Raw genomic sequence first — 23,096 nt, 5'->3', positions numbered from 1 at the left:
GAAGATTCACCTGCGGAACGACGGATTACGGTCCTCCAAGAACGCCTGTGGTCCTTCTCTTGCGTCCTCGGTTGCGAAAATTTCCTCGCCGATCTGTGTCTCGAGACGGAACGCATCACTGGGTCGCAACCCGGCACACCGGTGGACCGTCTCCTTGATCTTGCGGACTGCAGTCGGACTGTTCTCTGCGATACTGTCCGCTATCTCGTCTGCACGAGCCATCGTCTCGCCGTCAGGGACGACAGCGTTCACTAGTCCCGTCTCGAGTGCGTGCGTTGCCGAGAACAGGTCGCCGGTTAGCAGGTACTCCATCGCACGACAATACGGGAGTTGGCGCGGCAACCGCACGTGAGAACCGGCCACGGGAGCGATTCCCCATCGCGGTTCCTGAAGGCCGAACCGTGCGCTCTCCGCCGCGATTCGGATATCTGTTGCCTGAAGGAACTCCATCCCGCCGGCGACGCAGAGACCATTGACGGCGGCGATGATCGGTGTCCGAACCAGTTCGTGTCGTAAAAACAAATCATCCTCGTCCGGACCGGGGTCCGCGTCCCCCTCGACGACTTCCTGGATCGTCTCCTCGAGATCGGCACCCGTGCAGAACGCTTCATCTCCGGTTCCGGTCACGATAATCGCCCGGACATCATCGTTTGCGTCGGCGTCGTGGATTACTCGCGCCCCGTCCCGCATCATCTCCGGTGTAAGCGAGTTATGTTTCTCAGGCCGGTCGAACGTCAGATAGGCAGTTCCGTCACTGATTTCGTATCGTAACTTCTCTGTGGTTGATATCATCGGTAGGCTGTTTTGTCGCATATTGAATAAATGTTCGGCGTCGAGTTCGCGAATCGTCGCGACTTCATCTCGTTAAAATGTACCTCGCCATACTACTACGACTGTGAATCGACGAAGCTCTCGGCCTGCCGTTTGTTCGAACTCGAGAACAAATCATTGATTTATTTCGTTCGTGTCGATGAACGGTCGTGCTAGCCTAACTTTTAAGTTGTCCGTCCAAATACCGTGGGAGTGCATGTCGCAGACAGAGAACAATAAAATAATGGTTGTAGTCGCACTCCTCGCCACCGCATTCCTGGTTGCGAGCGTATTCCAGTCGACCGTTGCACTCTCATATATCGCAGTTTTGTTCATCCTCTCCGTGCTCAGTGTTGCTGGGATCGAGAGTAACGACCGTGAGTTCGATATCAGTCCATACGGAGGTGTAATCGTCAGCCTCGGTATTATACTACTACTCGGAATGACGGGAATCTGGCTCACGTGGGACCCCGGAGTGAGCGCCGCAGAATACACCTATATTATCGGGTTGCCGACGCCGACCGCAATATACCTCTTTTTCATCTGGTTCCTCCCGTTCTTCGTCACGATCTATTACGCGCTTTCACCGTTCAATGAGACAGTAAACGACGATATCATCGATTCGATTCTCGATGACGCTCAGGAGGCACAGACTACCTCCGAGTTTCCGATGGCAGCTGCAGAACAACCGGCAGGTGATGATTGATGATTGCACCATCTTATCCGCTTCAGGCGTCCGAAATTCCGGTCGCTGATGATCCGGTCGTGCTGGTTATCGGCTCACTGTATATTCTCTTGATCCTGGCAATCGGCGTCTGGGGATACCTGAGGACGGACACGCTAAGCGACTTCCTGATAACGGGGAAGAGTATCGGGACGTGGGTACTCGCAATAACTATCTTCTCAGTCACTCAGTCGGGATTCGGATTCGTTGGTGGACCTGAACTGATATATACGTTCGGACTGACGCCCTTCTGGATTTTCGGAACCGCGTCGTTCGGGTTCCTAGTCACGTGGATGCTGTTAGGAAAACGAATGCGGTTACTGGCGGACATCCGAGACGTTATGACGCTTCCAGACGGGATGTATGCGAGGTACGAAAGTAATTGGGTCCGTGGACTGACCGCTGTCACGATCATCGTCGCGGTGACGGGGTATCTCGCGACGAATCTCGCGGCACTCCAGTACGTGATGCAAGCAATCTTCGGCATTCCAGTTCTCTGGGGACTCGTCATCGGTTCATTTATCCTGTTATTGTATAGCGCAATCGGCGGTATGATCGCAGGCGTCTGGACGGACTTCGTTCAAGGTATCACGATGGTTGGCGGTGCGGTCCTCGTGTTCGTCTATGCGCTTTCCTTCGGTGGCGGCCCACAGAACATCTCAGAGAATCTCGCCGCCGCTGACCCAGCCCTGGTTAGTCCGTTCGGTGCTTTGGGCGGAGTCATGGCGCTGAGTTGGTGGATACTGTTCTCTATCGGTGGCCTGGGACAAGCGCACACGATCACGAAGTTCTACATGATAAAAGACATCAAGCTCCTTCGGTGGGGGGCACCAATTGCTGCGATATCCTATGGAATTTCGAGCCTCTTAGCGTTCACTACGGGGTTGAGTATGCGGGCGATGGTCGAATCGGGCAACATCAATGCGCTCGAGAGCGCCTCGCAAACGATGCCGATCTTCGTGTTGGATCACACGCCGAGCATCGTCGCTGGACTCGTCCTTTCAGGGCTGCTCGCTGCTATCATGAGTACCAGTGATTCGTTCCTGAACATCGCTGCTGCAGCCGTCACACGGGACATCCCACGTTCACTCGGTCGACCGATCGAAGACAGCCAACTCGAACTCCGGATTACACAGGCGACCCTCGTCGGAATCACCCTCGCCGCTACCGGCGTCGTCTATTTTTCGGAGGCACTCGTAGGCATTCTCGGTGTGATCGGCTGGGGGCTGTTCGCCGCGTCTCTCTTCCCGGTTGTCGCTCTCGGGCTCAACTGGAAAGGCGCGACAGCTCCTGGCGCCATCGCAGCCAGTGTCGTCGGTCTTTCCCTCAATATCATCTACGAGGTATTGCCGACAGCGTTTAGCACGATCGGGATGAGTTCAGTCGCCGAATCGGTTTCAGCGACGTACCCGTTCCCTCAGACGGTCGTCGTCGGGGCGGCAGCGATGTTGCTATCGACGATCGTGTTCATCGTCGTTTCGCTCGCCACGCAGAGCGACTATAGTGTCCCGGCCGACATTCGCCCGCTCCTCGAGCAGTAGATACCCCATCTTCTTTTTAGTTCGTGTTCAAGAGAGCCTATGGACGAAAGAACGGATGCTGACACGCCACCAACGGATGCTGCCGAGCGACAGTTGTGTCGATTCAGCGGCTGGTGCAAGAAGACTGGATACTCGCTCGAATACTGGGAAGTGTTCGTCACTGACCAACGGCTCATCTTCTGTTTTATCGGGGAATCGTATAGCTCGCTTCTCTTGAAGGCTGATATGGGTGCAGCACACCGGGATCGATTGTCAGATTACTCTCTCTCCGAGATCACCGCTTTCGATGATCGAAATTTCACTGTCCCAGTTCATGCGCTCCGAAGAGTCGAACTAACGCGCAGCTCGTGGATAAAGAAGACCTCATTGCGGTTCGTTTGGGAAGATGGCGAGATAGAATTTTTCGATGTCTCACAAACGTCTTCTGAAAAGGATGCTACTTCGAATATGGCTCGCCTCTCTGAGCACGACGAGTATGTTGACGTTGCAATCTCGGTGTCTGACCGCCAATTCACTCCCTTTTCCTTCTGGCAGTGAATCTCTGACTCGCTCTTGTTGAGATGCGTCTGAGTTGCTTTCTTGCGAATATAGCGTCTGGCTCCTTATCCGGGCTACACACCGAGGAATGAGCCAGAGAAATACAAAACTCGAAAATGGCTCTCCCTAGAGATGATCAGAAGAGAACTGTCCCGTGTTTTCGGTCGTACTCCGTCCGCTGTTTGCTCCGCAGGGAATCCAGTCTGTGGACGAGTTGTTCGCGTAGGTCGCCTGCGGGGATGAGCTCATCGACTTGCATATTCGACGCCTGTTTGCGGATATCTTTCCGGTATTCCTGTTTTTTCTCTTCAATGAAGGCCTCCCGTTCGGCAGGATCGTCGATCTCCTCAATCTGTCTGGCGAATACTGCTCGGACAGCAGCGTCAGGGCCCATGACGGCTAGTTCGGCCGAGGGGAGTGCGAGGGTCGCGTCCGGCTCGAATGCCGGTCCGCACATAGCATAAATCCCAGCCCCGTATGCTTTGCGCGTGATGACACAGACTTTCGGAACTTGTGCGTTGGACGTTGCGTAGATGAACTTCCGTCCTTTCTGTAGGACTCCCTCTTTCTCGACTTGAGAGCCGATCATGAATCCAGGTGTATCACAGAGATACACAAGCGGAATTCCAAATGCGTCGCACTTCCAGATGAAGCCGGCCGCCTTCTCGGCAGAATCTGGGAAGATCGCGCCAGAGACATGCTCGGGCTGGTTGGCGACGATTCCGACTGGTTTTCCGTCGATGCGCCCGAAGCCGGTAACGATCTCAGGTGCGAAGTCCGGTTTTAGTTCGAACCACGAGTCCCCGTCGACGACTCGCCTGATGACCTGGGTGACGTCATACGACTTGTTCGGCTTCTCCGGAATGACGTTGTCCAGGCTTTTAGGGTTAAGATCGGGCGATTTTGACGGTTCAGAAGGTAATTCGGCATCATGATTCTGGGGCAGGTAGCTCAGTAACTGGCGGGTTTTCTCAGCGGCAGTCTCTTCATCCGGCACGACGAGGTCTGCGCTGCCGGAGTGCTTCGCATGGACCTCTGGGCCTCCAAGATCCTGCATGTCAATCTCCTCGCCGGTCATCTCCTCAACGATCCGCGGCGACGCGATCGCCATTCCGGATGTTCCTTCGACCATGATAAGGAAGTCACAGAACACGGGAGTGTAGGCCGACCCGGCGATATTCGGACCGTATAGGACGCCTATCTGTGGAACCTGTCCAGAGTGAATGCATTGGTTGAAAAACGACTTTCCGCCGGTATACCGGTCTGCGTGTGATTGGGTCTCGTCTCGCTCCCCCGGCGTCAGCCGGGCTCCGGTGGAGTCGATGAGCCTGATTATCGGCGAGCGCGCATTTACCGCCCGCTCGCTCAGCCGAACTTGTTTCTCGATACCCTGGTTTCCGATTGAGCCTGCTTTTACCGTGTAATCGTTTGCCGAGAAGTAGACTTCTCGTCCATCGATCTCAGCGACACCTGTCAGTAGGCCGTCAGCCGGCGTCCAGTCGTCGTTATCAAGACCCGCGAACGTGCCATCCTCGAAGCGAACCTCGTCGAACACGAGATCCATCCGTTCACGAACGAAGAGCTTCCCCAGCTCTTCGATCTTCTCATGTCCTCGCTCCGGACCGCCGGACATGATTTCCTCAATCTCTTCTCGGATCGTTTCTTCCCGTTCCGTAATGATTGCCTCATCATATGACTCACTGGACGATGTTTCGTCTCCATTGAGCTCGACTGGCTCTCCGAAGTGTTGCGAAATTGCTGTGACTATTGCTCGAGCGGTTTTTTCGTCGTATTGGCCGTCGATATTAATTTTCATTGTTTTGAACAGTCCATTGGCTGCTTCGCCGGTTGCGAAACGGCGAATCGGTTGAGCGATTCAATTCTCTCGACAACAATAATTGTACTGGTCGTGGAAGTAATCTGGCCTGTTCAGGGCAGATCTGTAACAGCATTCGTGGATGGAGGGGACGTCATTCAACCACATTCCCGCTGGCGATATCGTTTCGACGAAGAATATAAGTATACAGGCAGGAATTGAGACATGATGTGTGAAACCATATACCAGGGCCTTCCTCTGACCGCATCGGTTGATTACTACATATGAATGCAATAGTGAAAACCCAGAAGATCAGAATACGAAACTCATCATGACTCTTGATAACCAAGAATCCATCAAAGGAAACGACTCGGAGAAAGCGATCATTTCAGCCGCGCTCACGGGCGCGCTGACGACGCGAGACCAATGTGAAGCGATCCCATATACGCCGGAGGAGATCGCCGAAGATGCTGCCGCCGCGCGGGAAGCTGGCGCGTCGATCGCTCACATCCATGCACGGACCGACAACGGAGAGCAAACGTTCGATACAGAAATTTACCAAGAGATCTACGACGAAATCCGCGATAGAACCGATATTTTGATCAACTTCTCGACCGGCGCAATGGACGTCCCCCCTGAAGAGCGGATGGATTACTTGCGAGAGGTACAACCCGACATTGCTGCTTTGAACATGGGGTCTATGAACTACGCGAAATACTCAGAGTCCCGCGATGACTTCGTATTCAACATGGTCTTCGAGAACTCGTTCGACGATATCAGGAAGTTCGTCCGGACGATGAACGAGTCCGGTGTCAAACCAGAACTAGAGTGTTTCGATACGGGCCACATCGGGAACATACGCCCACTCCTGAAAACTGGAGAACTCGAGCACCCGTTGCAGTTTAGCCTTATCATGGGCGTGCTCGGTGGCATTCCGGCGACAGTTGAGAATCTCACGAACCAGGTCCGGCAGCTACCCTCGGACGCCAACTGGCAGGTCATCGGGATCAGCGAAGACCAGTGGCCGCTGGCAGCGGCTGCCCTCTCGATGGGCGGCAACGTTCGCGTTGGACTGGAAGATAACTTCTATTTGCCGAACGGCGAGATGGCGACCAATCCCGAACTCGTCGAGAAGGCCGCTGAGTTGACCAGAAACGTCGGCCGCGAACCGGCAACGCCAGACGAAGCTCGCAAAATTCTGGGGATGGAATAATGGCGGGCCTTGGCGAAACTCCGGCGAGTACCGATATCTTCACTGACGATCTCTTCGACGGCGAGGTAGCCCTCGTCACCGGTGGAGGCACCGGAATTGGAAAGGAGATCGCGGTAGCGTTTGCGGACCACGGGGCGGATGTCGCTATCGCCAGTCGCGACATGGACCATCTCGAGCCCGTCGTGGAGGAGATCAAGGACCGCGGCGTACAAGCATGTGCGACGACTGTTGACGTCCGCGAATACGAGTCTGTCGAGCAGATGGTCGATACGGTCGTAGACGAGTTGGGCGAAATCGACATTCTGGTCAACAATGCGGGAGCGAACTTCGTCACCCCGACCGAAAATCTCTCGCCAAACGGTTGGCGTGCGGTCGTCGGAACGATCCTCGACGGGACCGCCTATTGTACCTTCGCTGCCGGTGAACACATGCGCGAGAACGGCGGCGGCGTGATCCTAGCGATGGGGGCAACGAACTCAGAACGAGGCGCACCGTTCCACGCTCACTCCGGCGCTGGGAAGGCCGGCATACACAATCTTATGCAGACGGTCGCAGCCGAGTGGGCGGAAGACGGGATCCGAGCTAACACCGTTGCCCCGGGGATAATCGAGACGGAAGGCGTCATCGAGGCATCCCGAGGATCGCTCCCTGATGCGCTTCTCGACGATATCCCGTCTGACCGCTTTGGGACGCCCGGCGACTGCGTCCCGACCGTGCTGTTCCTCGCCAGCCCCGCAGCCGCCTACGTGACAGGCGGCTACTTCACGGTCGACGGTGGCCAACTTACTGCTCCGCTCCCGTACGAGTTCTGAAAACGGCCCCTCAAGCGGCGATACCCGTATTCACACGCCAACTCTAAGAGCGGATGGCCGCCACAACTATATAAGCGAGCATCCGCCCGACGATATCACGTTCGAATCCGGGCACACCTGTGGAACAATATTCTTAACCCTAAAATTCAGGTAGATTCTTCAAATCTTCCTCAGCAACATGTTCGTCGCTGAAGGCCTCGCGAGCGATGGACCGGAGGTGGACTTCGTCGGCACCGTCACCGATCCGGAAAAAGCGGAGTCCTTCGTAAAAGTCCACAAGCGGGAGATCGCGCGATAGCCCCGCACCGCCACAGCACTGAATCGCAATATCAACGGTCTCTTGGACCATGCGAGCAGCACGAATCTTACACATTGCGACTGGAATTCTGGCTTCATGGCCGTTGCTCACACGCCGTGCCGCATCTCGAGTCATCGTCCGTGTCCCGTGAAGCGCGAGTTCTTGCTCGGCGATTTTGTGTCGAAGCGCTTGCTTGTCTGCGAGGGCCGAGCCAAACGCTTCTCGGTTCTGCATGTACGCTCGTGCGATCGCCAGCGCCCGGTCACTCATACCGCAGAAACGCATGCAGTGGGTTAGCCGTGCTGGACCGAGGCGTTGCTGGGCAATGGTGAATCCCTCGTTTTCGGCACCTAATAGGTTCTCCTCCGGGACGCGAACATTGTCGTACCGCACTTCTGCGTGGCTCAGATCGAGGATCGAACTCTCCATGGCGGGGACATCGCGGACAAGTTCGAGCCCATCCGTTTCAGCGGGCACGAGGAAGATAGAACAGCCCTCGTAAGGGTGGGCGTCCAGATCCGTTCGGGCCATCACGAGAAATACGTCCGCCTCGTGCCCGTTCGATGTCCACCACTTGTGGCCGTTGATGACCCACTCGTCTCCGTCCTTCTCGGCAGTAGTCTTGATCATCTTCGGGTCGGATCCTCCGCCTGGAGCCGGTTCTGTCATCGAGAACGCCGACCGAGCCTCGCCCTCGATAAGCGGCGGCAACCACCGCTGTTTCTGTTCTTCCGTTCCTGCAATCTCAATCGTATGCATGTTTCCTTCGTCAGGGGCGTCGACGCGAAGTGCTGGGGGGCCCAACAACGACCGACCGGCCTCCTCAAAGACGGCTAACGAATCGCGGAATGACTCACCCATGCCTCCGTACTCGTCGGGCATCTGGGGACAGTACACGCCGTAGTCGCGTGCCGCTTCGCGCAGCGTCCTCAGCCCAGACTCGGACACGGCCTCGCCGGGATCGAGATCGCGCTCGAGGGGCAAGACTACCTCGTCCATTAGATCACGAGTTCTCTTAGCCAGTTCGCGAGCACGGTCCGACTCCGGATAGTCGACTAAGCTCATTGACGGTTCAATGTTAAGATTTCCCATGATAAATAACATCGGCTCAACTAGGCTCGTGACAATCGACTTCAACGGAGTTCGTGAGGATCAACGGTGACCGATACGGACTGCGGTGGTGATAACCCATTTCAAGCGTAAAGCCAGGGAACCGTAGTCAGGATTTATATATTGGAATATATAAGAGTGGATTGGCATCATATAACAATGACATCATTTCCATCAGCGGAGTGGTTCCGCTCGTTCGCCGAGACGCTCGAGGCAGACGAGGAGTTCAGGAGGGCAATGTCTCGGTTCGACGGTTCGATAAAACTCGAGGTCGGCGATGAGGTAGTCTGGATGAAACTCTACCGCGGGGAAGTGATCGAAATCCTCGGTCAGGAGGCGGAGTTCGGTTCAACGTTCACCGTCGCGGGGTCAACGGACCAGTGGATGCGGCTACTCACCGAGGATCGTAATCCCTTCGGCGAGCAGCAGACGCTCGGGAAGATCGAGTTTCGAGGCGATGTGCTAGAAGCGACGCGGGTGACCGACGGGCTAAACCTTCTCGTTGAGCACCTACGCGCTGAGACGCCAGACACGGTCGATCTTGGGGAGGCAGCACAATGAGCAACGGTATCCGCGCAGGCTACGAGCAGGTTGACGGCGTTCGGGCATTTTACGAGGAAGCAGGACCACAGGACGGTCAGGATGTGGTGCTCGTCCACACAGCGGGTCACGATGCGATGGAGTGGCGCCACGTTCTCCCCACACTCGGCGAGGCTGGCTACCACGCACAGACGCTCGATTTGCCTGGTCACGGGAAGTCGCTCCCGCATCCGGACGGACATATCGACTCGATGCACGGGCTCGCGGAGTTCGTCTGGGAGTTCGTCGACGCTCGCGGCGTTGAGAATCCCGTCGTGGCTGGCTGTTCTATCGGCGGTGATATCGTCCTCGATCTTGCGGCGAACCACGCGAAGGAGATTGGGGCCATCGCTGCCTGTGAGGGGGCGTTGCGAACTCCAACCTATCCCGAGGGCTTTCTCGCGATGATGGAACATGAGAGCGGCCTCCCGGGTTGGGGTCGGTTTTTCTACAACGCTTCCCGGCACTGTCATGGGGAAGCAGCCGACCCAGGCCGTGTGGAGGAACACGCCTGGCTTCACCAGCGGGCGATTCCGGCTGTGACGCATGCCGACCTAACAGCTTGGAATAACCACGACATTCGCGACCAGGCAGAGGACATTACATGCCCGGTCCTGTACGTGTACGGAGAGGACGACTACTTCCTCCCGGAGGAGTTCGTCGAGGAAACACGGAACGCGCTCGACCCCGAGTTCGTCCGTCTCTCAGATATCGGCCATTACCCGATGCTGGAGACTGATGAATTCACCGACCGATTCCTCGAATTCCTGGATGAGATGTAGCTAACCCCCCTCCGGTTTCACTGACTACTTCCGTTTCGAACGAATTACCGTCGATCCTCGACTGTAGACCAGCGGACGGCCACAAGCGCCTCCATCGAAAGAGACGCTCGATGGAGGAATTGCGAACCCCCATTATGTACAGTTTCTCACAGACGTTTTCAGACAACTGCTCGGCTATCGTCCACTGCGTACCCTACAGGATTCACCACATCAATTTCGTCCACCCGTGCGATTTCCGTGACGAAGACGATCCGAACTTCTTACTCTGTCATCCGCTATCTACCAGCGAACTCCGTTTCACTTTGCCGGTCGTTGTCTTCGGTAGTTCGTCCTTGACGACGACTTCACGGGGGTACTCGTAGCGAGCGAGCTGCGATTTAACGTGCTCCTGCAGCCCCGTTCGTAACGACTCAGTCTCCTCGTAATCAGAGGCGATCTCGATGAATGCTTTCGGAACCTCGCCGCGCTCATCGTCGGGAACGCCAACGACGCCGACTTGGGCGACGGCCGGGTGGCTAGCCAGCGTCTCCTCGATCTCCTCTGGGCTAATGCGATAGCCTGCCGAGATAATAACATCGTCTTTCCGACTCTCGAACGCGTAATAGCCGTCTTCGTCGACCCATCCGAGGTCGTCGGTGAGCAGCCAGCCATTCTGGATCGTCTCAGCGGTCTTCTCCGGTTTGTTCCAGTACTCCAGGAAACAGACGGGATCGTCCTCGTATTTGACAGCAATCTCGCCGACCTCGCCGGTCGGGACCGTCGGTTCGCCAGTGTCGGAATCGAGGATCTCGATCTCGTGGCCCGGACCCGGGAGTCCGAGTTTCCCGACCTTGTAGTCCGCGAGGGCGGTACAGTTGGCGATGAGCATGTTTGCCTCCGTCTGTCCGTAACCTTCGTGGACCGCGATGTCGTTACCGAATGTCTCGAAGGCCCACTCGAACGTGTCGCGGTCCAGCGCCTCACCCCCGGCGGCGATAGTCCGCAATGAGGAAAGGTCATATTTGGCGACATCGTCGACGTCCTTCATCATTCGGAGAGCGGTCGGCGGGATGAACGTCACCGTCACGTCGTAGCGGTCGATCAGGTCGAACGCGGTCGCCGGATCAAATCCGTCGGACTCGTAGGCCAACACCGGTTTGCCGTAGAACCAGGCCGGGAATACGATGTCAAACGCTGCGATCCACGACCATTCCGAGGGCAGCCAGAACACGTCGTCACGGAGCCTCATGTTACAGAAGTCCGTGACGAACAGCGGAAGGTGGCCCAGGAAGAACCGGTGGGCGTGCAGTACCCCTTTCGGATCGCCGGTCGTGCCCGAGGTGTAGATGATAATCGCCGGATCTTCCGCCGCCGTGTCGGCTGTCTCGAACGCCGTGGACCGGCCTTCGACGGCGTTCGCTATATCACGTTCGCCTTCCGTCGGGTCAGCGTCGACGGTCAAGACCGTATCCAACGACGATAATCCTGGGCGCACTTCTCGGAAACTGTCGACGTTCTCGCGGTCGATAATGCAGGCCACTGCACCAGCGTCGTCAAGCCGATAGCCCAGCGCATTGGGACCGAACTTCACGCTCAACGGGACGGAAATCGCACCGAGCTTCCAACAGGCGAGGTGGGCGACGGCGGTCTCAGGCTTCTGCGGGAGGTTCACACCAACCCGGTCGCCTCGTTGAACACCTCTCGACTGTAGGTAATTCGCCAGCTGGTTGGCCTCTTCGTGTAGCTCGTGGAAACTGTACTTCCGTGTCCCACCGGCCTCGTCCTCGGCGTAGATAGCCGTTCGTTCTGGGTCGTCGGCCCAGCGGTCACAGACGTACGCCGCAATATTGAACTGCTCCGGGACTTCCCATTCGAAGGCCTCGTACAGGGCTTCGTAGCTATCCCACTCCTGCTCGTAGAAATGGTATGCGTCCAGTCGCTCAGTTCCATTTGCGTCACTACCAGTCATGAGAACACAATTTCGAGCACTCGTGTTATACTTTCCCCCGGTCTTGTACAGCCGAAATAAGGTCGGAAGTAGCTATCTCTGAGAGCGATACTACCGACTATGGGGATTCGGCGAGGGTTCTGACAATGGCGCATCCAGCATCGATTCGGCGACGGCGAAGCGCTCTGCGGATGGTGGATCAAGGGTTGTCGCGGGTGTCAACGCTGACGGGAAGCAAACAGCGGTCACGGAGATACGTTCTGCTAGCTGGATTGCCGAGCACCTGATACTGTAAGCGGATCCTCGACGATGTAGGACCCTACTGAACGATGTCGCCGAAACGGACGACGCTATCAACGTTCGCCTCATCAACGCTGGGTCTGGGAGAGCCAGAGTAGCGACGGGACGTTGATCGACGGTTGTCTCCCGGCCCGTACGCGACGTACGTACTGGATTTCTGTGAGGATCCGATCAAGTCGGGGTGTAACTCGAAATCCATTCCGGAGTAATTTATTTGGGAGATGATATCGTAGTACAAGTGAATGTTCGATAAGGTTCTTGTAGCAAACCGTGGCGAGATCGCAGTGCGGGTGATGCAGGCCTGTGCCGATCTCCAGATAGAAACGGTCGCCATCTACAGCGAGGCGGACAAGCACGCTGGCCACGTCCGATACGCCGACGACGCGTACAACATCGGTCCAGCTCGTGCAGCTGATTCCTATCTCGACCATGAGGCCGTTCTCGAGGCAGCAGAGAAAGCAAATGCTGACGCGATACACCCTGGCTACGGCTTTCTCGCAGAGAACGCTGAGTTTGCCCGGAGAGTCGAGAACACAGAGGGGATCACCTGGGTCGGCCCCACTGGCGACGCGATGGAGCAGTTAGGAGAGAAAACGAAGGCACGGACGGTGATGAGCGAGGCCGACGTGCCTATCGTCCCCGGAACGACCGATCCTGTCACGGATCCAGAAGAAGTGTACGAGTTCGCCGACGAACACGGCTATCCAATCGCCATCAAGGCCGAGGGCGGCGGCGGGGGCCGTGGCATGAAGATCGTTCACGCGGAAGACGAGATCGAGGACCAACTCGAGAGTGCCAAGCGCGAAGGTGACGCATACTTCGACAACGATTCGGTCTATCTCGAACGCTATCTGGAGAACCCACGCCACGTCGAGGTCCAAATTATCGCCGACAAGCACGGCAACGTCCGTCACTTGGGGGAGCGTGATTGCTCGCTCCAGCGTCGCCATCAGAAGGTCATCGAGGAGGGACCGAGTCCTGCATTGAGCGACGAGCTCCGCGAGCAGATCGGCGAAGCCGCCCGCCGCGGCGTCGACGCAGCGAACTACTACAATGCCGGGACCGTCGAGTTCCTGGTCGGGGAAATCCCCGACCGCGATCCTGGCGAAAAGCTGGGTCCCGACGCGGACTTCTACTTCCTCGAAGTAAACACTAGAGTTCAGGTCGAACACACCGTTACCGAAGAAATCACCGACATCGATATCGTGAAGTGGCAACTGCGGGTCGCGGCCGGAGAGGAACTCACCTTCGCTCAGGAGGATGTCGACATCGACGGTCACGCGATGGAGTTCCGAATTAATGCTGAAAACGCCGCCGAGGATTTCACACCCGCGACCGGCGGAAAACTGGAGACCTACGATCCACCAGGTGGACTCGGCGTCCGAATCGACGACGCGGTCAAACAGGGCGACGAACTCGTCACCGACTACGACTCGATGATTGCGAAGCTGATCGTTCGTGGGAGCGACCGCGAGGAGTGCATCAACCGCTCGAAGCGCGCACTCCGCGAATACGACATCGAGGGAATCTCGACGATCATTCCGTTCCATCGCCTGATGCTGGCAGATGACGCGTTTCTGACCGGGAAACACGATACGAACTACCTCGATAATGATATCGCCACCGAACGAATCTCGGAAGCCCAGGAGAAGTGGGGATCCGCGGCGCACGCGAACGGGGGCAGTGAGGATGTTACTGAACAGGAACTGACTGTTGAAGTCGATGGGCAGCGGTTCCAGGTCACCCTCGAAGATCCGGGAATCATCGTCGACGGAACGCAACAACCATCGTCTGGTGGAAGCAGTTCGACAGGCGGAGCGGCCACTAGCGGCTCCAACGGCGACCAGACAGCTTCGCTGAATGGCGATCAGATTACCGCGGAGATGCAAGGGACGATTCTGGAAGTCGATGTCGAAGAAGGCGACAAAGTAGCTTCTGGTGATGTGGTCTGCGTGTTGGAGGCGATGAAGATGGAGAATAACATCGTTGCCCCGACCGACGGAACCGTCACGCATGTTGCTGTTTCAGGTGGCCAGAGCGTCGATATGGGTGATACCCTCGTCACCCTAGAGTAACTGCAACTATCTACTCGGCGAGCAGCGGTATCACTGACACTTCAACGGGTACTCGGACGCCCGTATCCCTAGCCCTGTCCGTCTAGGAGTTCGTCGGCAATGATGTTGCGCTGGATCTCGCTCGTTCCCTCCCCGACTTGGTAGATCTTGGTGTGGCGAAACTGCCGCTCGACGGGATAGTCACGAGTATATCCGTTTCCGCCGTGTATCTGAACGGCTTCGCTGGCCACTTCCTCAGCGATCTCGCTAGCATACAGTTTGGCCATACTAGCCAGTTTCGTCGGCTCTCCGCCAGCATCAATCCGAGCAGCGGCATCGTACGTAAGTCGCCTCGCCGCTTCGACTTTTACGGCCATGTCCGCGAGTTTGTGCCGGATCGACTGAAACTCACCAATCTTCTGACCGAACTGTTCGCGCTCACGCACGTAGTCGAGCGACTGTTCGAGACATCCCTGTGCAATTCCGAGCGACTGCGCGGCGATGCCGACGCGCTCCTGTTCGAAGAAGTCCATGAGCTGGTAGAAACCGTGGTCTCTCTCGCCGATGAGATTCTCCGCTGGAACGCGGACATCATCATACCGTAATTGTGCGGTTTCGGAGGCGTTCCACCCCATTTTGTGAATCTCGGACTCAACCGTGAAGCCGTCGCGATCTGTCTCGACGATGAACGCCGAGATTCCGCTATGACCCTCGCCGCCAGTCCGCGCCGTCGTTACCGCGTAGTCCGCGATAGTCCCATGAGTGATGAAGGTCTTCACCCCGTTGATGACGTACTCGTCGCCGTCCTTCTCCGCAGTCGTCTCGATGTGTGCGGCGTCGCTGCCGTGTTTCGGTTCTGTGTTGGCGAGAGCTCCGATTAATTCCCCCGAGCAGATACCGCGGAGGATGTGCTCCTTCTGGGACTCCGTCCCGTACTCTTCGATCATACGGGACCCAAACGAGGTACCCAGTGCGGCACACATTCCCGCATCAACTCTGGCTAACTCCTCACTTACGAGCGCGCTCTCGAGCGTTCCCATTCCGGGCCCACCGTATTCTTCGGGGACTTCAACGCCGACCAAGTCTGCTTCTACGGCGGCCTCCCAGACATCGCGGGGCCATGTTTCCGTTTCCTCGGCTTTCCGGGCGACCGGTTCAACTTCGCTCTCCGCGAACTCGCGGGCGGTTTGTCGGACCGCACGTTGTTCTGGACTGAGCTCGAATTCGATCATTAGTTCTGCTCCTGTGTCCGTTACCGTCGAGCATGCGCTGTAAAAACCTTGCCCGAATGTAACAAGTCGTCCGCCGACACGACGAGGAGCGAATCTTCGCCGAGTGGCGAGATCAAAACTAGCGAGGAGGAACAGTGCCACTGGGAATACACTTAATAGTCAAGATTAGGTACAGAATGACATGGCAACTGATACCAGTAAGGAAACTGTTGACGTCAAGCGTACGAACAAGATTGGTCGTATCGCAGCCGGAGATATTGCTCGGCGTGCAGGGAACCGGATGCCGGAAAAGACGGCGTTCATCGTTCCGGAGAAGGACGAGCAAGTCACGTTCTCAGAATTTGACCAGCGGGCGAATCGCGCTAGCAACGCCCTGCTAGACGCCGGGTACGAAAAGGGATCGCGGATTGCGTTCGTCGCCGGGAACTCTCTCCAGTTCCTTGAGGCGTACTTCGGGGCGCTCAAGGCCGGTGTTGTTCCAGTGTTCATCAACCCCGAGATCACGCCCGAGGATATCGCGTACGAGTTCGACCATTCCGATGCCGACGCGCTCTTCGTCGACGACGTCCTCTACGAGAAGACTGCACCGCTGCTCGAGGACCGCGACATGGACACGGTTGCTACGTTTGAGTGGGGCGAGACTGACGTTCCGGAAGAGTCGTTTCGGGCGTTCACCGCAGGCTGCGACGAATCAGAGTCTGATGTCGAAATTCATGATACAGATCTGGCCCAGATCATGTACACGAGTGGAACGACCTCGAAGCCGAAAGGCGTCCTGCACAGTCATAAGACGATTTACACCGGTTCACTTAACGTCGCAACAAACGGCGACCTTACGCGACATGACGTGATGGGGAGTGTCATGCCCCTATTCCATTGCGCACAACTCACGATGATCAAAGGAGCAATGCATGTCTCCGCGACGACGGTCATTCGACGTGACTTCGGACAGGAGGCATTCCTGGCTGACGTCGAAGAGCGTGATCTCTCATGGTCATTCCTACTCCCCGTCATGTACGAGGGACTACTCAACCGCGACGACATCGACGAGCGTGATCTCTCTTCGCTCAGATTCTGTCTTTACGCGATGACGCCCATGGGTAATGAAGTTCTGAAACAGTGTATCGAGACGTTCGACGCCGACTTTGCACTCGGAAGCGGGCAGACGGAGGCGTATCCGCCGACGGTAATCTACCAGCCCGAATGGCAACTCGAGAAGGAAGGCAACTACTGGGGGACTGGGAATGCTAACACGGATGTCGCTATTATGAACGACGAGGGGGAACTCCTTCCGCAAGGCGAGGTGGGCGAGATCGTCTATCGCGGCCCGAACGTGATGGAAGGCTACCTCAAGAACCCAGAGGAGACCAAACAAGCGTTCGAACATGGATGGTTCCACTCTGGCGATATGGGGTTTTTCGACGAGGATCATCTGCTGAAGTTCGTAGACCGGAAGAAAGATATGATCAAAACCGGCGGGGAGAACGTCTCGACCCAGAAAATCGAATCCATACTCCTAGATAACCCCCATATCGCCGAAGTAGCAGTCGTTGGACTTCCCCACGATCGCTGGGGTGAAGCCGTGACGGCGGTCGTTGTGCCGACCGCGGATTCTGAAGTGAACGAAGAGAGTCTTCTCGAGTACAGTCGCGAACACTTGGCTGGGTTTGAAACCCCCAAGTCGATCGAGATTGTTGATGAGCTTCCGAAAACCACGACAGGGAAAATCAGAAAGTTCGAGTTGGCGGCGGATTGGGACGATTATTATCAGTAACTCGGCCAGTTCCTTCTATCTCCATCTGGGGCAAAAGTGAAATTACCCCGACACCTAATTACGGCAAATAATGTGGATTTTCTAATATATCCCAAAGGCTATAAGTGACTATGTCTTGAAAGTAGTGATATGGTAGAGCCTGACAAGCATAGTCGCACGAATCGCCGAACGTACTTAAAAAGCTCACTTAGCGCAGTAGCGCTTGCATCGGCCGCCGGCTGCCTTGGTGGTAGCGGTGGTGGTGGCGACACACTCAAGTTTGGATATACGTCCTCGCTCTCGGGACCGACTGCTGTGCTGGGAAAGCAATATCACACGGGCTTCCAAATTTGGCGTGACCACGTCAACGAAAACGGTGGTATTCTCAACAAAGAGGTTGAACTAGTCCACTACGATGACGAGAGCAATCCCGAGAGAGCACGAGAGTTGGCGAACCGTCTTGCTTCGCAGGATAACGTCGACTTTCTATTCGGCCCATACGGGAGCCCAAACAACTATTCGGCGTCGCTCGTCTCTCAGCAAAATCAGATCCCCATGGTCTCGGGAGCGTCGTCGGACCCCGAGATCTTCAGTCGGGGGCTGGAGTATTACTACTCGACGCTTAGCAAGACGACTAAATACGGAAAGTCGTTCCCAGAGTTCCTTGCGTCGCTTGACTGGGGATCGTTCGACATGGACGAACCGTCGACCGCGGCTACGCTTAGAGCCGACGCCGCGTACACGAGCACCCTCGGGAAGGCGTTGACACAAAACCTAGAGGACCAAGGGTTCGAGGTAGCTTACGAACAGGAGTACCCCACGGACCAGAATGACTTCTCGAGCATCCTCAGTGAACTCAGTAATGCCGACCCAGACGTTCTCTGTGTGTGCGGGTTCCCGGCCGACGAGGCGCGGTTTGCCGAGCAGGCTCAGCAGGCGGGCCTAAACGTCGACATCCACTATCAGAACTACAGTTCTCAGACCGTCATTGTCGACACCCTTGGCGACCAGGTCAATTACATGATGAACGGGGCGTGGTGGGATCGACGATACGACTACAACCGCGTCGATACCTACGTCGAGATGTGGAATCAACGAAAGGACTCGGTTGCAGAGATGCCTCTCTCGTACGCGACAGCGGCGGGGATGGTGTTCGAGAAAGCGATCGAGGAGGCCAGTTCCACGAACGCAGACGATGTTAATCAAGCGCTGAAAAGTCTGGATATCGAAACACCTCTAGGCCGTACCCAGTTCCACGAAACAGGCTGGAATCGTCATCAGTACAAGAACGAGGCAGTTCGTCAATGGCAGAACCAAGAGATGACGTTGCTCTACCCCGAAAAATTCGCGACGGGCGATGTGTGGCTTCCGACGCCCAACTGGGGCAACCGTGACAGTTCACCGGAATAAAGAGAAAATGGGTCCAGCGACACTACCGCCAACGTTGTTAGCGCTTGACGTCAGTAGCATAGTGCAGGTCCTCACCGGAGGCCTCGTCATCGGTGCACTCTGGGCACTAGTTGCACTAGGCCTGAACCTCATCTTCGGAGTAATGAAAGTGATCAACCTAGCCCACGGGGAGTTCATCGTGTTCGGCGCCTTTGGGACGTTGTACCTCAATGAGGCACTGGGGATTCATCCGGCGATCGGGATCTTCCTCTTGCTTCCAGTTTTCTTCTTGGCCGGCGTGTTGATCCAGTATCTAGTGATCAACCGGATTCTGGAGTCAGATAACCCGGAACTCATCTCACTGTTGGCTACTTTCGGGTTATTTCTTTTCCTCAATAATGTCGCTCGGGCCGTGTTCGGTGTCGATCCGCGAAGCCTTCAAGCGGCCCCGCTCGACCAGACCGTAACGATCCTTGGCGTCAACATCACCTTTGCGAGGATCTACGCGCTCATGGTCGCCACCGTAGCGATGATTAGTCTCTACTATCTGATGACTCGAACCGAGTTCGGGCGCGCGATGAGGGGCACCGTCCAAAACCCACGACTGGCACAGGCTGCCGGGATCAACAGAGATCGCGTCTACTATGCTGCATTCGGTCTCTCGGCAATACTAGCGTCCATCGCTGGTGCGATGATCGGAATGGTGTATACCGTCTCGGTGGATACAGGTTTCAGTTACCTCATCTTTGGTTTCCTCGTCATCGTCTTCGGTGGAATGGGGAGCTTTACTGGAGCACTGGCCGGCGCACTCATCCTCGGTATGGTCGGGTCAATCAGCGGCTACCTGTTTGACCCTGGCGTCCGGAACCTGGTACTCCTCTCGATCCTCGTCATCACCTTGTTCGTCAAGCCAACTGGACTGTTCGGAGGTGCTCGAGTATGAACATCCTCTCGTCGTTACGTCCCCACAGGTGGGACCGATATGGGTTCGTGATTGGCGCAGTCCTCGTGATCGCATTAGCTGCGATGCCCTTCCTCACCGACAACTCGTATCTTATCGGGATCGCGTTTACGACACTCATGTTCGTAACGTTGGCCAGTAGCTGGAACCTCCTCAGCGGGTATACGGGGTACATCTCGTTCGGTCATGTCGCGTTCTTCGGTATCGGCGGCTACACGTGTGCCATCCTCTTTACTGACTTCGGCATCAGCATTTACCTCGCAATACTCGCTGGCGGCGTGTTTACTATGCTCATCTCCCTTCCGGTGGCTGTCGCGACGATTAGATTGAGCGACGTCTATTTCTCAATCGTCATGCTCGCATTCGCCGAGTTGATGCTCGAGATCGCAGTGAATCTGGGTATAACCGGCGGAACGAAGGGAAAGGTCCTCCCGGTCGGAGACTACACCCTAGTCACGTACGAGCTCATGCTTGCCGTGACCGTTGTGACTATCCTGACCAGCTACCTCGTCGTGCGGTCGTACTTCGGCCTTACCCTCACGGCCATCCACGATGACGAGGGAGCAGCTAGCTCGTTAGGTCTCGATACCACCCGATACAAAGTCGGAGCGTTCGCGCTGAGCGCGTTTTTCCCAGCCATCGCCGGTGGGATCGCCGCGCTCTACTGGCTGTACATCAACCCGTCGACCATGTTCGCAGTCACCACCTCGGGCGATATGATGATCATGAGCGTTATCGGTGGCATGGGGACCGTGATCGGCCCCATTCTTGGTGCCCTGCTGTTGACGCCGATCCGCGCTGAAACCCAAGCCGCATACCCCTTCTTCCACGGCATTGTATTCGGGCTCTTCTTTATGGTTCTCGTGCTCACGTTCCCGAACGGTCTCGTATCGCTGGTCCAGCGGTCGAAGCGACTCAAGCGGATCACTCGGCGATTCAATCAAACTGAACTAGCTAATATGGAGGAAACCGATGACTGATACGCCGTTGTTACAGTGTGAAGGGCTGACGAAGGAATTCGGCGGACTAACGGCGGTTGACGATGTCGACATCTCGCTCGAATCGGGGCTGATATACAGCCTCATTGGTCCGAACGGGGCCGGAAAGACGACAACATTCAACATGATCGCCGGCCTGTTACAGCCGACCGCGGGGACGATCGCGTTCAACGGCCGAGATATTACGAGCAAGTCCCAACACGACGTCTGCCAACTAGGGATCGCACGTACGTTCCAGACACCCCGGCCCTTTACGAGCCAAACAGTCCTCGAGAACGTCACATTCGCGCAACAGGCCGGAAGCGGTACCTACGACCGAGCGAAAGCGCTTGAGGTGCTCGATTTCGTTGGATTGGGCGACAAGGCCGAACTGAGTGCAGGTGAGCTGACCGTAGTCCAGCAAAAGCGACTCGATCTTGCACGTGCACTAGCGACCGATCCGGAACTGCTCCTGCTCGATGAGATCATGGCGGGACTGAACCCCTCGGAAATGGATGACTTCCTTGCTCTGATACGAGAGATCAACAAGGAAAGAAGTGTATTCGTAATAGAGCACATAATGGATGCAATAATGGACATATCGGATCGGATTATCGTACTTCAGAACGGACAGCGGATCGCCGAAGGAACACCCGAGGAAGTATCCTCGAATGACAATGTCATTAAAGCATATCTCGGAGAGGAGTTCGTAGAACATGCTCAAGGTTGACTTAATTTCGTCGAGTTACGATGACGTACAGGTGCTCTGGGACGTTTCGCTGGACGTTGAGGAGGGAGAACTAGTAACACTCATCGGGAATAATGGAGCGGGCAAGACGACGACGTTGCGGAACATCATGGGCTGGCTGACGCCGACAGAAGGCGACATTCAGTTCAAGGGCCGGTCGATAATTGGCACGCCGGTCGACAAGCGTGCAGAGTTAGGACTGAAAATTGCGCCTGAGGACGAAGGCGTCTTCCCCGATATGTCGGTCATTGACAACCTCAAGCTGGGCGCCTACGGTGCTAGCAAGGATACGAAAGAGGACCGTCTCAGCCGGGTATTCGACCTGTTCCCACGGTTAGAGGAACGACAGGGCCAATATGCGAGCACTCTGAGCGGGGGCGAGCGGCAGATGCTCAACATTTCCATTGCTCTGATGCAGGACCCTGACCTCCTCCTCATCGATGAGCCTTCGATCGGACTAGCTCCGATGTTGGCGACAGAACTCCTCGAAGAGATCGAGTCGATCAACGATCAGGGAACGACGATCATGCTGGTTGAACAGAACGTCAACAAGGCTCTTGAGATCGCAGATCGGGCGTATATTATCGAGAACGGTCGAATAACCAGCGAGGGAGACGCTGACACGATCCTGAACAGCGACGAGATTATGAAGGCCTACATGGGGAAATAGCGATGATCTCGCTCGACAATCGGACTGTCTTGATCACAGGCGGCGGCCGTGGCATCGGACGCGAAGCCTGTCTCCAATTCGCAGAGAGGGGTGCGAACGTGGTGGTGAACGATGTCGGTGGTGATCCGTCAGGGGAAGGCCACGATCAGCGGCCCGCAGACACGGTAGTTGAGATGATCGAATCTGCGGGCGGAACTGCCGTTGCCGACTACAGCGACGTCGGTACGTGGAACGGCGCACAGCAGGCTGTTGAGACGGCACTCGACGCGTTCGGTGATCTCGATGTTATCTATAACAATGCCGGAATTCTTCGGGAGAACTCCCTAGTGAACATGACGGAGACAGAATTCGACGAGGTAATTCGGGTCCATTTGAAGGGAACGTTCTCGGTCCTGCATCACGCAGCCGCGTACTGGCGTGAGCAGTCGAAAGACGGAATCGATCGTGAACGGACTGTTGTGAATGCTTCCTCAGATATCGCGACAGGAGGTTTCGGACTCGGTAACTATGCCGCGGCCAAGGCTGGGATACTGGGGCTCACCAGGACCGCTGCCGAGGAACTGGCACAGTACGGCGTGCGTGTCAACGCGATCTGGCCGGTCGCGGATACACGACTCACTGAAGAATGGCCGGAAAACCTCCCCGGACCGGAGGCCAGCGCCTCGATGGTTGTCTTTCTAGCGAGCCCCGACTGTGAGGTGACTGGTCAGACGATCCGAATCGGCGGCGATCGGATCGACCTGGTGACTCCGGCACCGAAGTACGAGTACACGGTGGTCGCCGACAACGAATGGTCGCCAGAGGAGATCAGTGAGCGGTTCGCCGATACCGTCGGGGAGAATATCGACCAGCGGATCGAGTGA

Annotated in this window: 20 protein-coding genes; 15 read left to right on the top strand and 5 right to left on the bottom strand. The window is 56.3% G+C overall.

Annotation, left to right across the window (positions count from 1 at the left end; translation table 11 throughout):
- Positions 1-6: 6 nt before the first annotated feature.
- Complete coding sequence (locus NDO75_RS18625; RefSeq protein WP_310908119.1) at positions 7-792, bottom strand: enoyl-CoA hydratase-related protein; 786 nt, start codon at positions 790-792, stop codon at positions 7-9.
- Positions 793-1,027: 235 nt separating this feature from the next.
- On the opposite strand from NDO75_RS18625, the gene NDO75_RS18620 reads away from it, so the two are divergent.
- Genes NDO75_RS18620 through NDO75_RS18610 form a run of 3 tightly spaced genes read left to right on the top strand, consistent with a single transcriptional unit; the run spans position 1,028 to position 3,612 of the window.
- Positions 1,028-1,516, top strand: coding sequence for a hypothetical protein (locus NDO75_RS18620; RefSeq protein ID WP_310908118.1), 489 nt, complete (start codon positions 1,028-1,030; stop codon positions 1,514-1,516).
- Positions 1,516-3,075 (top strand): sodium/proline symporter, encoded by a 1,560-nt coding sequence (locus NDO75_RS18615; protein WP_310908117.1) that lies wholly within the window; start codon positions 1,516-1,518, stop codon positions 3,073-3,075. Before NDO75_RS18620 ends, NDO75_RS18615 begins: the two co-directional genes overlap by 1 nt.
- Positions 3,076-3,114: 39 nt before the next feature.
- Positions 3,115-3,612 carry a hypothetical protein gene (locus NDO75_RS18610; protein ID WP_310908116.1) on the top strand — a complete coding sequence of 166 codons (498 nt, stop codon included), beginning with the start codon at positions 3,115-3,117 and terminating at the stop codon, positions 3,610-3,612.
- Positions 3,613-3,748: 136 nt separating this feature from the next.
- Here NDO75_RS18610 and NDO75_RS18605 read toward each other — a convergent pair whose 3' ends face one another.
- Positions 3,749-5,428 (bottom strand): acyl-CoA carboxylase subunit beta, encoded by a 1,680-nt coding sequence (locus NDO75_RS18605; RefSeq protein WP_310908115.1) that lies wholly within the window; start codon positions 5,426-5,428, stop codon positions 3,749-3,751.
- A gap of 331 nt (positions 5,429-5,759) precedes the next feature.
- On the opposite strand from NDO75_RS18605, the gene NDO75_RS18600 reads away from it, so the two are divergent.
- Both NDO75_RS18600 and NDO75_RS18595 read left to right on the top strand, forming a co-directional pair.
- Positions 5,760-6,641 carry a 3-keto-5-aminohexanoate cleavage protein gene (locus NDO75_RS18600; protein WP_310908114.1) on the top strand — a complete coding sequence of 294 codons (882 nt, stop codon included), beginning with the start codon at positions 5,760-5,762 and terminating at the stop codon, positions 6,639-6,641.
- Positions 6,641-7,453 (top strand): SDR family oxidoreductase, encoded by an 813-nt coding sequence (locus NDO75_RS18595; protein ID WP_310908113.1) that lies wholly within the window; start codon positions 6,641-6,643, stop codon positions 7,451-7,453. Before NDO75_RS18600 ends, NDO75_RS18595 begins: the two co-directional genes overlap by 1 nt.
- 139 nt (positions 7,454-7,592) lie before the next feature.
- On the opposite strand, the gene NDO75_RS18590 is transcribed toward NDO75_RS18595, so the two are convergent.
- On the bottom strand, positions 7,593-8,816 hold the full coding sequence (locus NDO75_RS18590) for an acyl-CoA dehydrogenase family protein (protein ID WP_310908112.1): 1,224 nt from the start codon (positions 8,814-8,816) through the stop codon (positions 7,593-7,595).
- Positions 8,817-8,999: 183 nt separating this feature from the next.
- Here NDO75_RS18590 and NDO75_RS18585 point away from each other — a divergent pair, with 183 nt between their 5' ends.
- Together NDO75_RS18585 and NDO75_RS18580 are read left to right on the top strand one after the other, a co-directional pair.
- Complete coding sequence (locus tag NDO75_RS18585) at positions 9,000-9,422, top strand: hypothetical protein (RefSeq protein WP_310908111.1); 423 nt, start codon at positions 9,000-9,002, stop codon at positions 9,420-9,422.
- Positions 9,419-10,222, top strand: coding sequence for an alpha/beta hydrolase (locus NDO75_RS18580; RefSeq protein WP_310908110.1), 804 nt, complete (start codon positions 9,419-9,421; stop codon positions 10,220-10,222). Before NDO75_RS18585 ends, NDO75_RS18580 begins: the two co-directional genes overlap by 4 nt.
- Positions 10,223-10,490: 268 nt before the next feature.
- Here the strand turns inward: NDO75_RS18580 and NDO75_RS18575 are convergent, their stop codons facing one another.
- A complete protein-coding gene (locus NDO75_RS18575; RefSeq protein ID WP_310908109.1) occupies positions 10,491-12,170 on the bottom strand; it encodes an AMP-binding protein in 1,680 nt (559 codons plus the stop codon).
- A gap of 521 nt (positions 12,171-12,691) precedes the next feature.
- Between NDO75_RS18575 and NDO75_RS18570 the strand changes: the two genes are divergently transcribed.
- Positions 12,692-14,524, top strand: coding sequence for an acetyl-CoA carboxylase biotin carboxylase subunit (locus tag NDO75_RS18570; RefSeq protein ID WP_310908108.1), 1,833 nt, complete (start codon positions 12,692-12,694; stop codon positions 14,522-14,524).
- A gap of 68 nt (positions 14,525-14,592) precedes the next feature.
- Here NDO75_RS18570 and NDO75_RS18565 read toward each other — a convergent pair whose 3' ends face one another.
- Positions 14,593-15,732, bottom strand: coding sequence for an acyl-CoA dehydrogenase family protein (locus NDO75_RS18565; RefSeq protein WP_310908480.1), 1,140 nt, complete (start codon positions 15,730-15,732; stop codon positions 14,593-14,595).
- A 184-nt stretch (positions 15,733-15,916) separates the two neighbouring features.
- Here NDO75_RS18565 and NDO75_RS18560 point away from each other — a divergent pair, with 184 nt between their 5' ends.
- The 7 genes from NDO75_RS18560 (at position 15,917) to NDO75_RS18530 (ending at position 23,096) form a co-directional block, all read left to right on the top strand.
- On the top strand, positions 15,917-17,509 hold the full coding sequence (locus tag NDO75_RS18560; protein ID WP_310908107.1) for an AMP-binding protein: 1,593 nt from the start codon (positions 15,917-15,919) through the stop codon (positions 17,507-17,509).
- Between the two features lie 129 nt (positions 17,510-17,638).
- Positions 17,639-18,898 carry an amino acid ABC transporter substrate-binding protein gene (locus NDO75_RS18555; protein ID WP_310908106.1) on the top strand — a complete coding sequence of 420 codons (1,260 nt, stop codon included), beginning with the start codon at positions 17,639-17,641 and terminating at the stop codon, positions 18,896-18,898.
- 61 nt (positions 18,899-18,959) lie between these two features.
- Entirely contained in the window at positions 18,960-19,820 is an 861-nt protein-coding gene (locus NDO75_RS18550) for a branched-chain amino acid ABC transporter permease (RefSeq protein ID WP_310908105.1), read from the top strand.
- The gene (locus tag NDO75_RS18545; RefSeq protein ID WP_310908104.1) at positions 19,817-20,818 is read left to right on the top strand and encodes a branched-chain amino acid ABC transporter permease; all 1,002 of its coding nucleotides are present in this window, start codon (positions 19,817-19,819) and stop codon (positions 20,816-20,818) included. Before NDO75_RS18550 ends, NDO75_RS18545 begins: the two co-directional genes overlap by 4 nt.
- Positions 20,811-21,545: an ABC transporter ATP-binding protein gene (locus NDO75_RS18540; RefSeq protein WP_310908103.1), complete on the top strand. Its 735-nt coding sequence runs from the start codon at positions 20,811-20,813 to the stop codon at positions 21,543-21,545. The genes NDO75_RS18545 and NDO75_RS18540 overlap by 8 nt, the downstream gene beginning before the upstream one ends.
- Positions 21,532-22,233, top strand: coding sequence for an ABC transporter ATP-binding protein (locus NDO75_RS18535; RefSeq protein ID WP_310908102.1), 702 nt, complete (start codon positions 21,532-21,534; stop codon positions 22,231-22,233). The genes NDO75_RS18540 and NDO75_RS18535 overlap by 14 nt, the downstream gene beginning before the upstream one ends.
- Positions 22,234-22,235: 2 nt before the next feature.
- Complete coding sequence (locus NDO75_RS18530) at positions 22,236-23,096, top strand: SDR family NAD(P)-dependent oxidoreductase (RefSeq protein WP_310908101.1); 861 nt, start codon at positions 22,236-22,238, stop codon at positions 23,094-23,096.

The organism is Natrinema sp. 1APR25-10V2 (genome assembly GCF_031626495.1).
Classification (GTDB): Archaea; Halobacteriota; Halobacteria; order Halobacteriales; family Natrialbaceae; genus Natrinema.
Note: the sequence above shows the minus strand (reverse complement) of the source record. Positions and strands in the feature narration are given on the sequence as shown.

Excerpts from the sequence above, each read along its gene's own strand:
- NDO75_RS18605 (WP_310908115.1), bottom strand. The coding sequence starts at position 5,428 with ATGAAAATTAATATCGACGGCCAATACGACGAAAAAACCGCTCGAGCA.
- NDO75_RS18570 (WP_310908108.1), top strand. The coding sequence starts at position 12,692 with ATGTTCGATAAGGTTCTTGTAGCAAACCGTGGCGAGATCGCAGTGCGG.
- NDO75_RS18545 (WP_310908104.1), top strand. The coding sequence starts at position 19,817 with ATGAACATCCTCTCGTCGTTACGTCCCCACAGGTGGGACCGATATGGG.
- NDO75_RS18595 (WP_310908113.1), top strand. The coding sequence starts at position 6,641 with ATGGCGGGCCTTGGCGAAACTCCGGCGAGTACCGATATCTTCACTGAC.
- NDO75_RS18555 (WP_310908106.1), top strand. The coding sequence starts at position 17,639 with ATGGTAGAGCCTGACAAGCATAGTCGCACGAATCGCCGAACGTACTTA.
- NDO75_RS18600 (WP_310908114.1), top strand. The coding sequence starts at position 5,760 with ATGACTCTTGATAACCAAGAATCCATCAAAGGAAACGACTCGGAGAAA.
- NDO75_RS18575 (WP_310908109.1), bottom strand. The coding sequence starts at position 12,170 with ATGACTGGTAGTGACGCAAATGGAACTGAGCGACTGGACGCATACCAT.
- NDO75_RS18580 (WP_310908110.1), top strand. The coding sequence starts at position 9,419 with ATGAGCAACGGTATCCGCGCAGGCTACGAGCAGGTTGACGGCGTTCGG.
- NDO75_RS18560 (WP_310908107.1), top strand. The coding sequence starts at position 15,917 with ATGGCAACTGATACCAGTAAGGAAACTGTTGACGTCAAGCGTACGAAC.
- NDO75_RS18620 (WP_310908118.1), top strand. The coding sequence starts at position 1,028 with ATGTCGCAGACAGAGAACAATAAAATAATGGTTGTAGTCGCACTCCTC.
- NDO75_RS18530 (WP_310908101.1), top strand. The coding sequence starts at position 22,236 with ATGATCTCGCTCGACAATCGGACTGTCTTGATCACAGGCGGCGGCCGT.
- NDO75_RS18590 (WP_310908112.1), bottom strand. The coding sequence starts at position 8,816 with ATGAGCTTAGTCGACTATCCGGAGTCGGACCGTGCTCGCGAACTGGCT.
- NDO75_RS18625 (WP_310908119.1), bottom strand. The coding sequence starts at position 792 with ATGATATCAACCACAGAGAAGTTACGATACGAAATCAGTGACGGAACT.
- NDO75_RS18540 (WP_310908103.1), top strand. The coding sequence starts at position 20,811 with ATGACTGATACGCCGTTGTTACAGTGTGAAGGGCTGACGAAGGAATTC.
- NDO75_RS18535 (WP_310908102.1), top strand. The coding sequence starts at position 21,532 with ATGCTCAAGGTTGACTTAATTTCGTCGAGTTACGATGACGTACAGGTG.
- NDO75_RS18610 (WP_310908116.1), top strand. The coding sequence starts at position 3,115 with ATGGACGAAAGAACGGATGCTGACACGCCACCAACGGATGCTGCCGAG.
- NDO75_RS18615 (WP_310908117.1), top strand. The coding sequence starts at position 1,516 with ATGATTGCACCATCTTATCCGCTTCAGGCGTCCGAAATTCCGGTCGCT.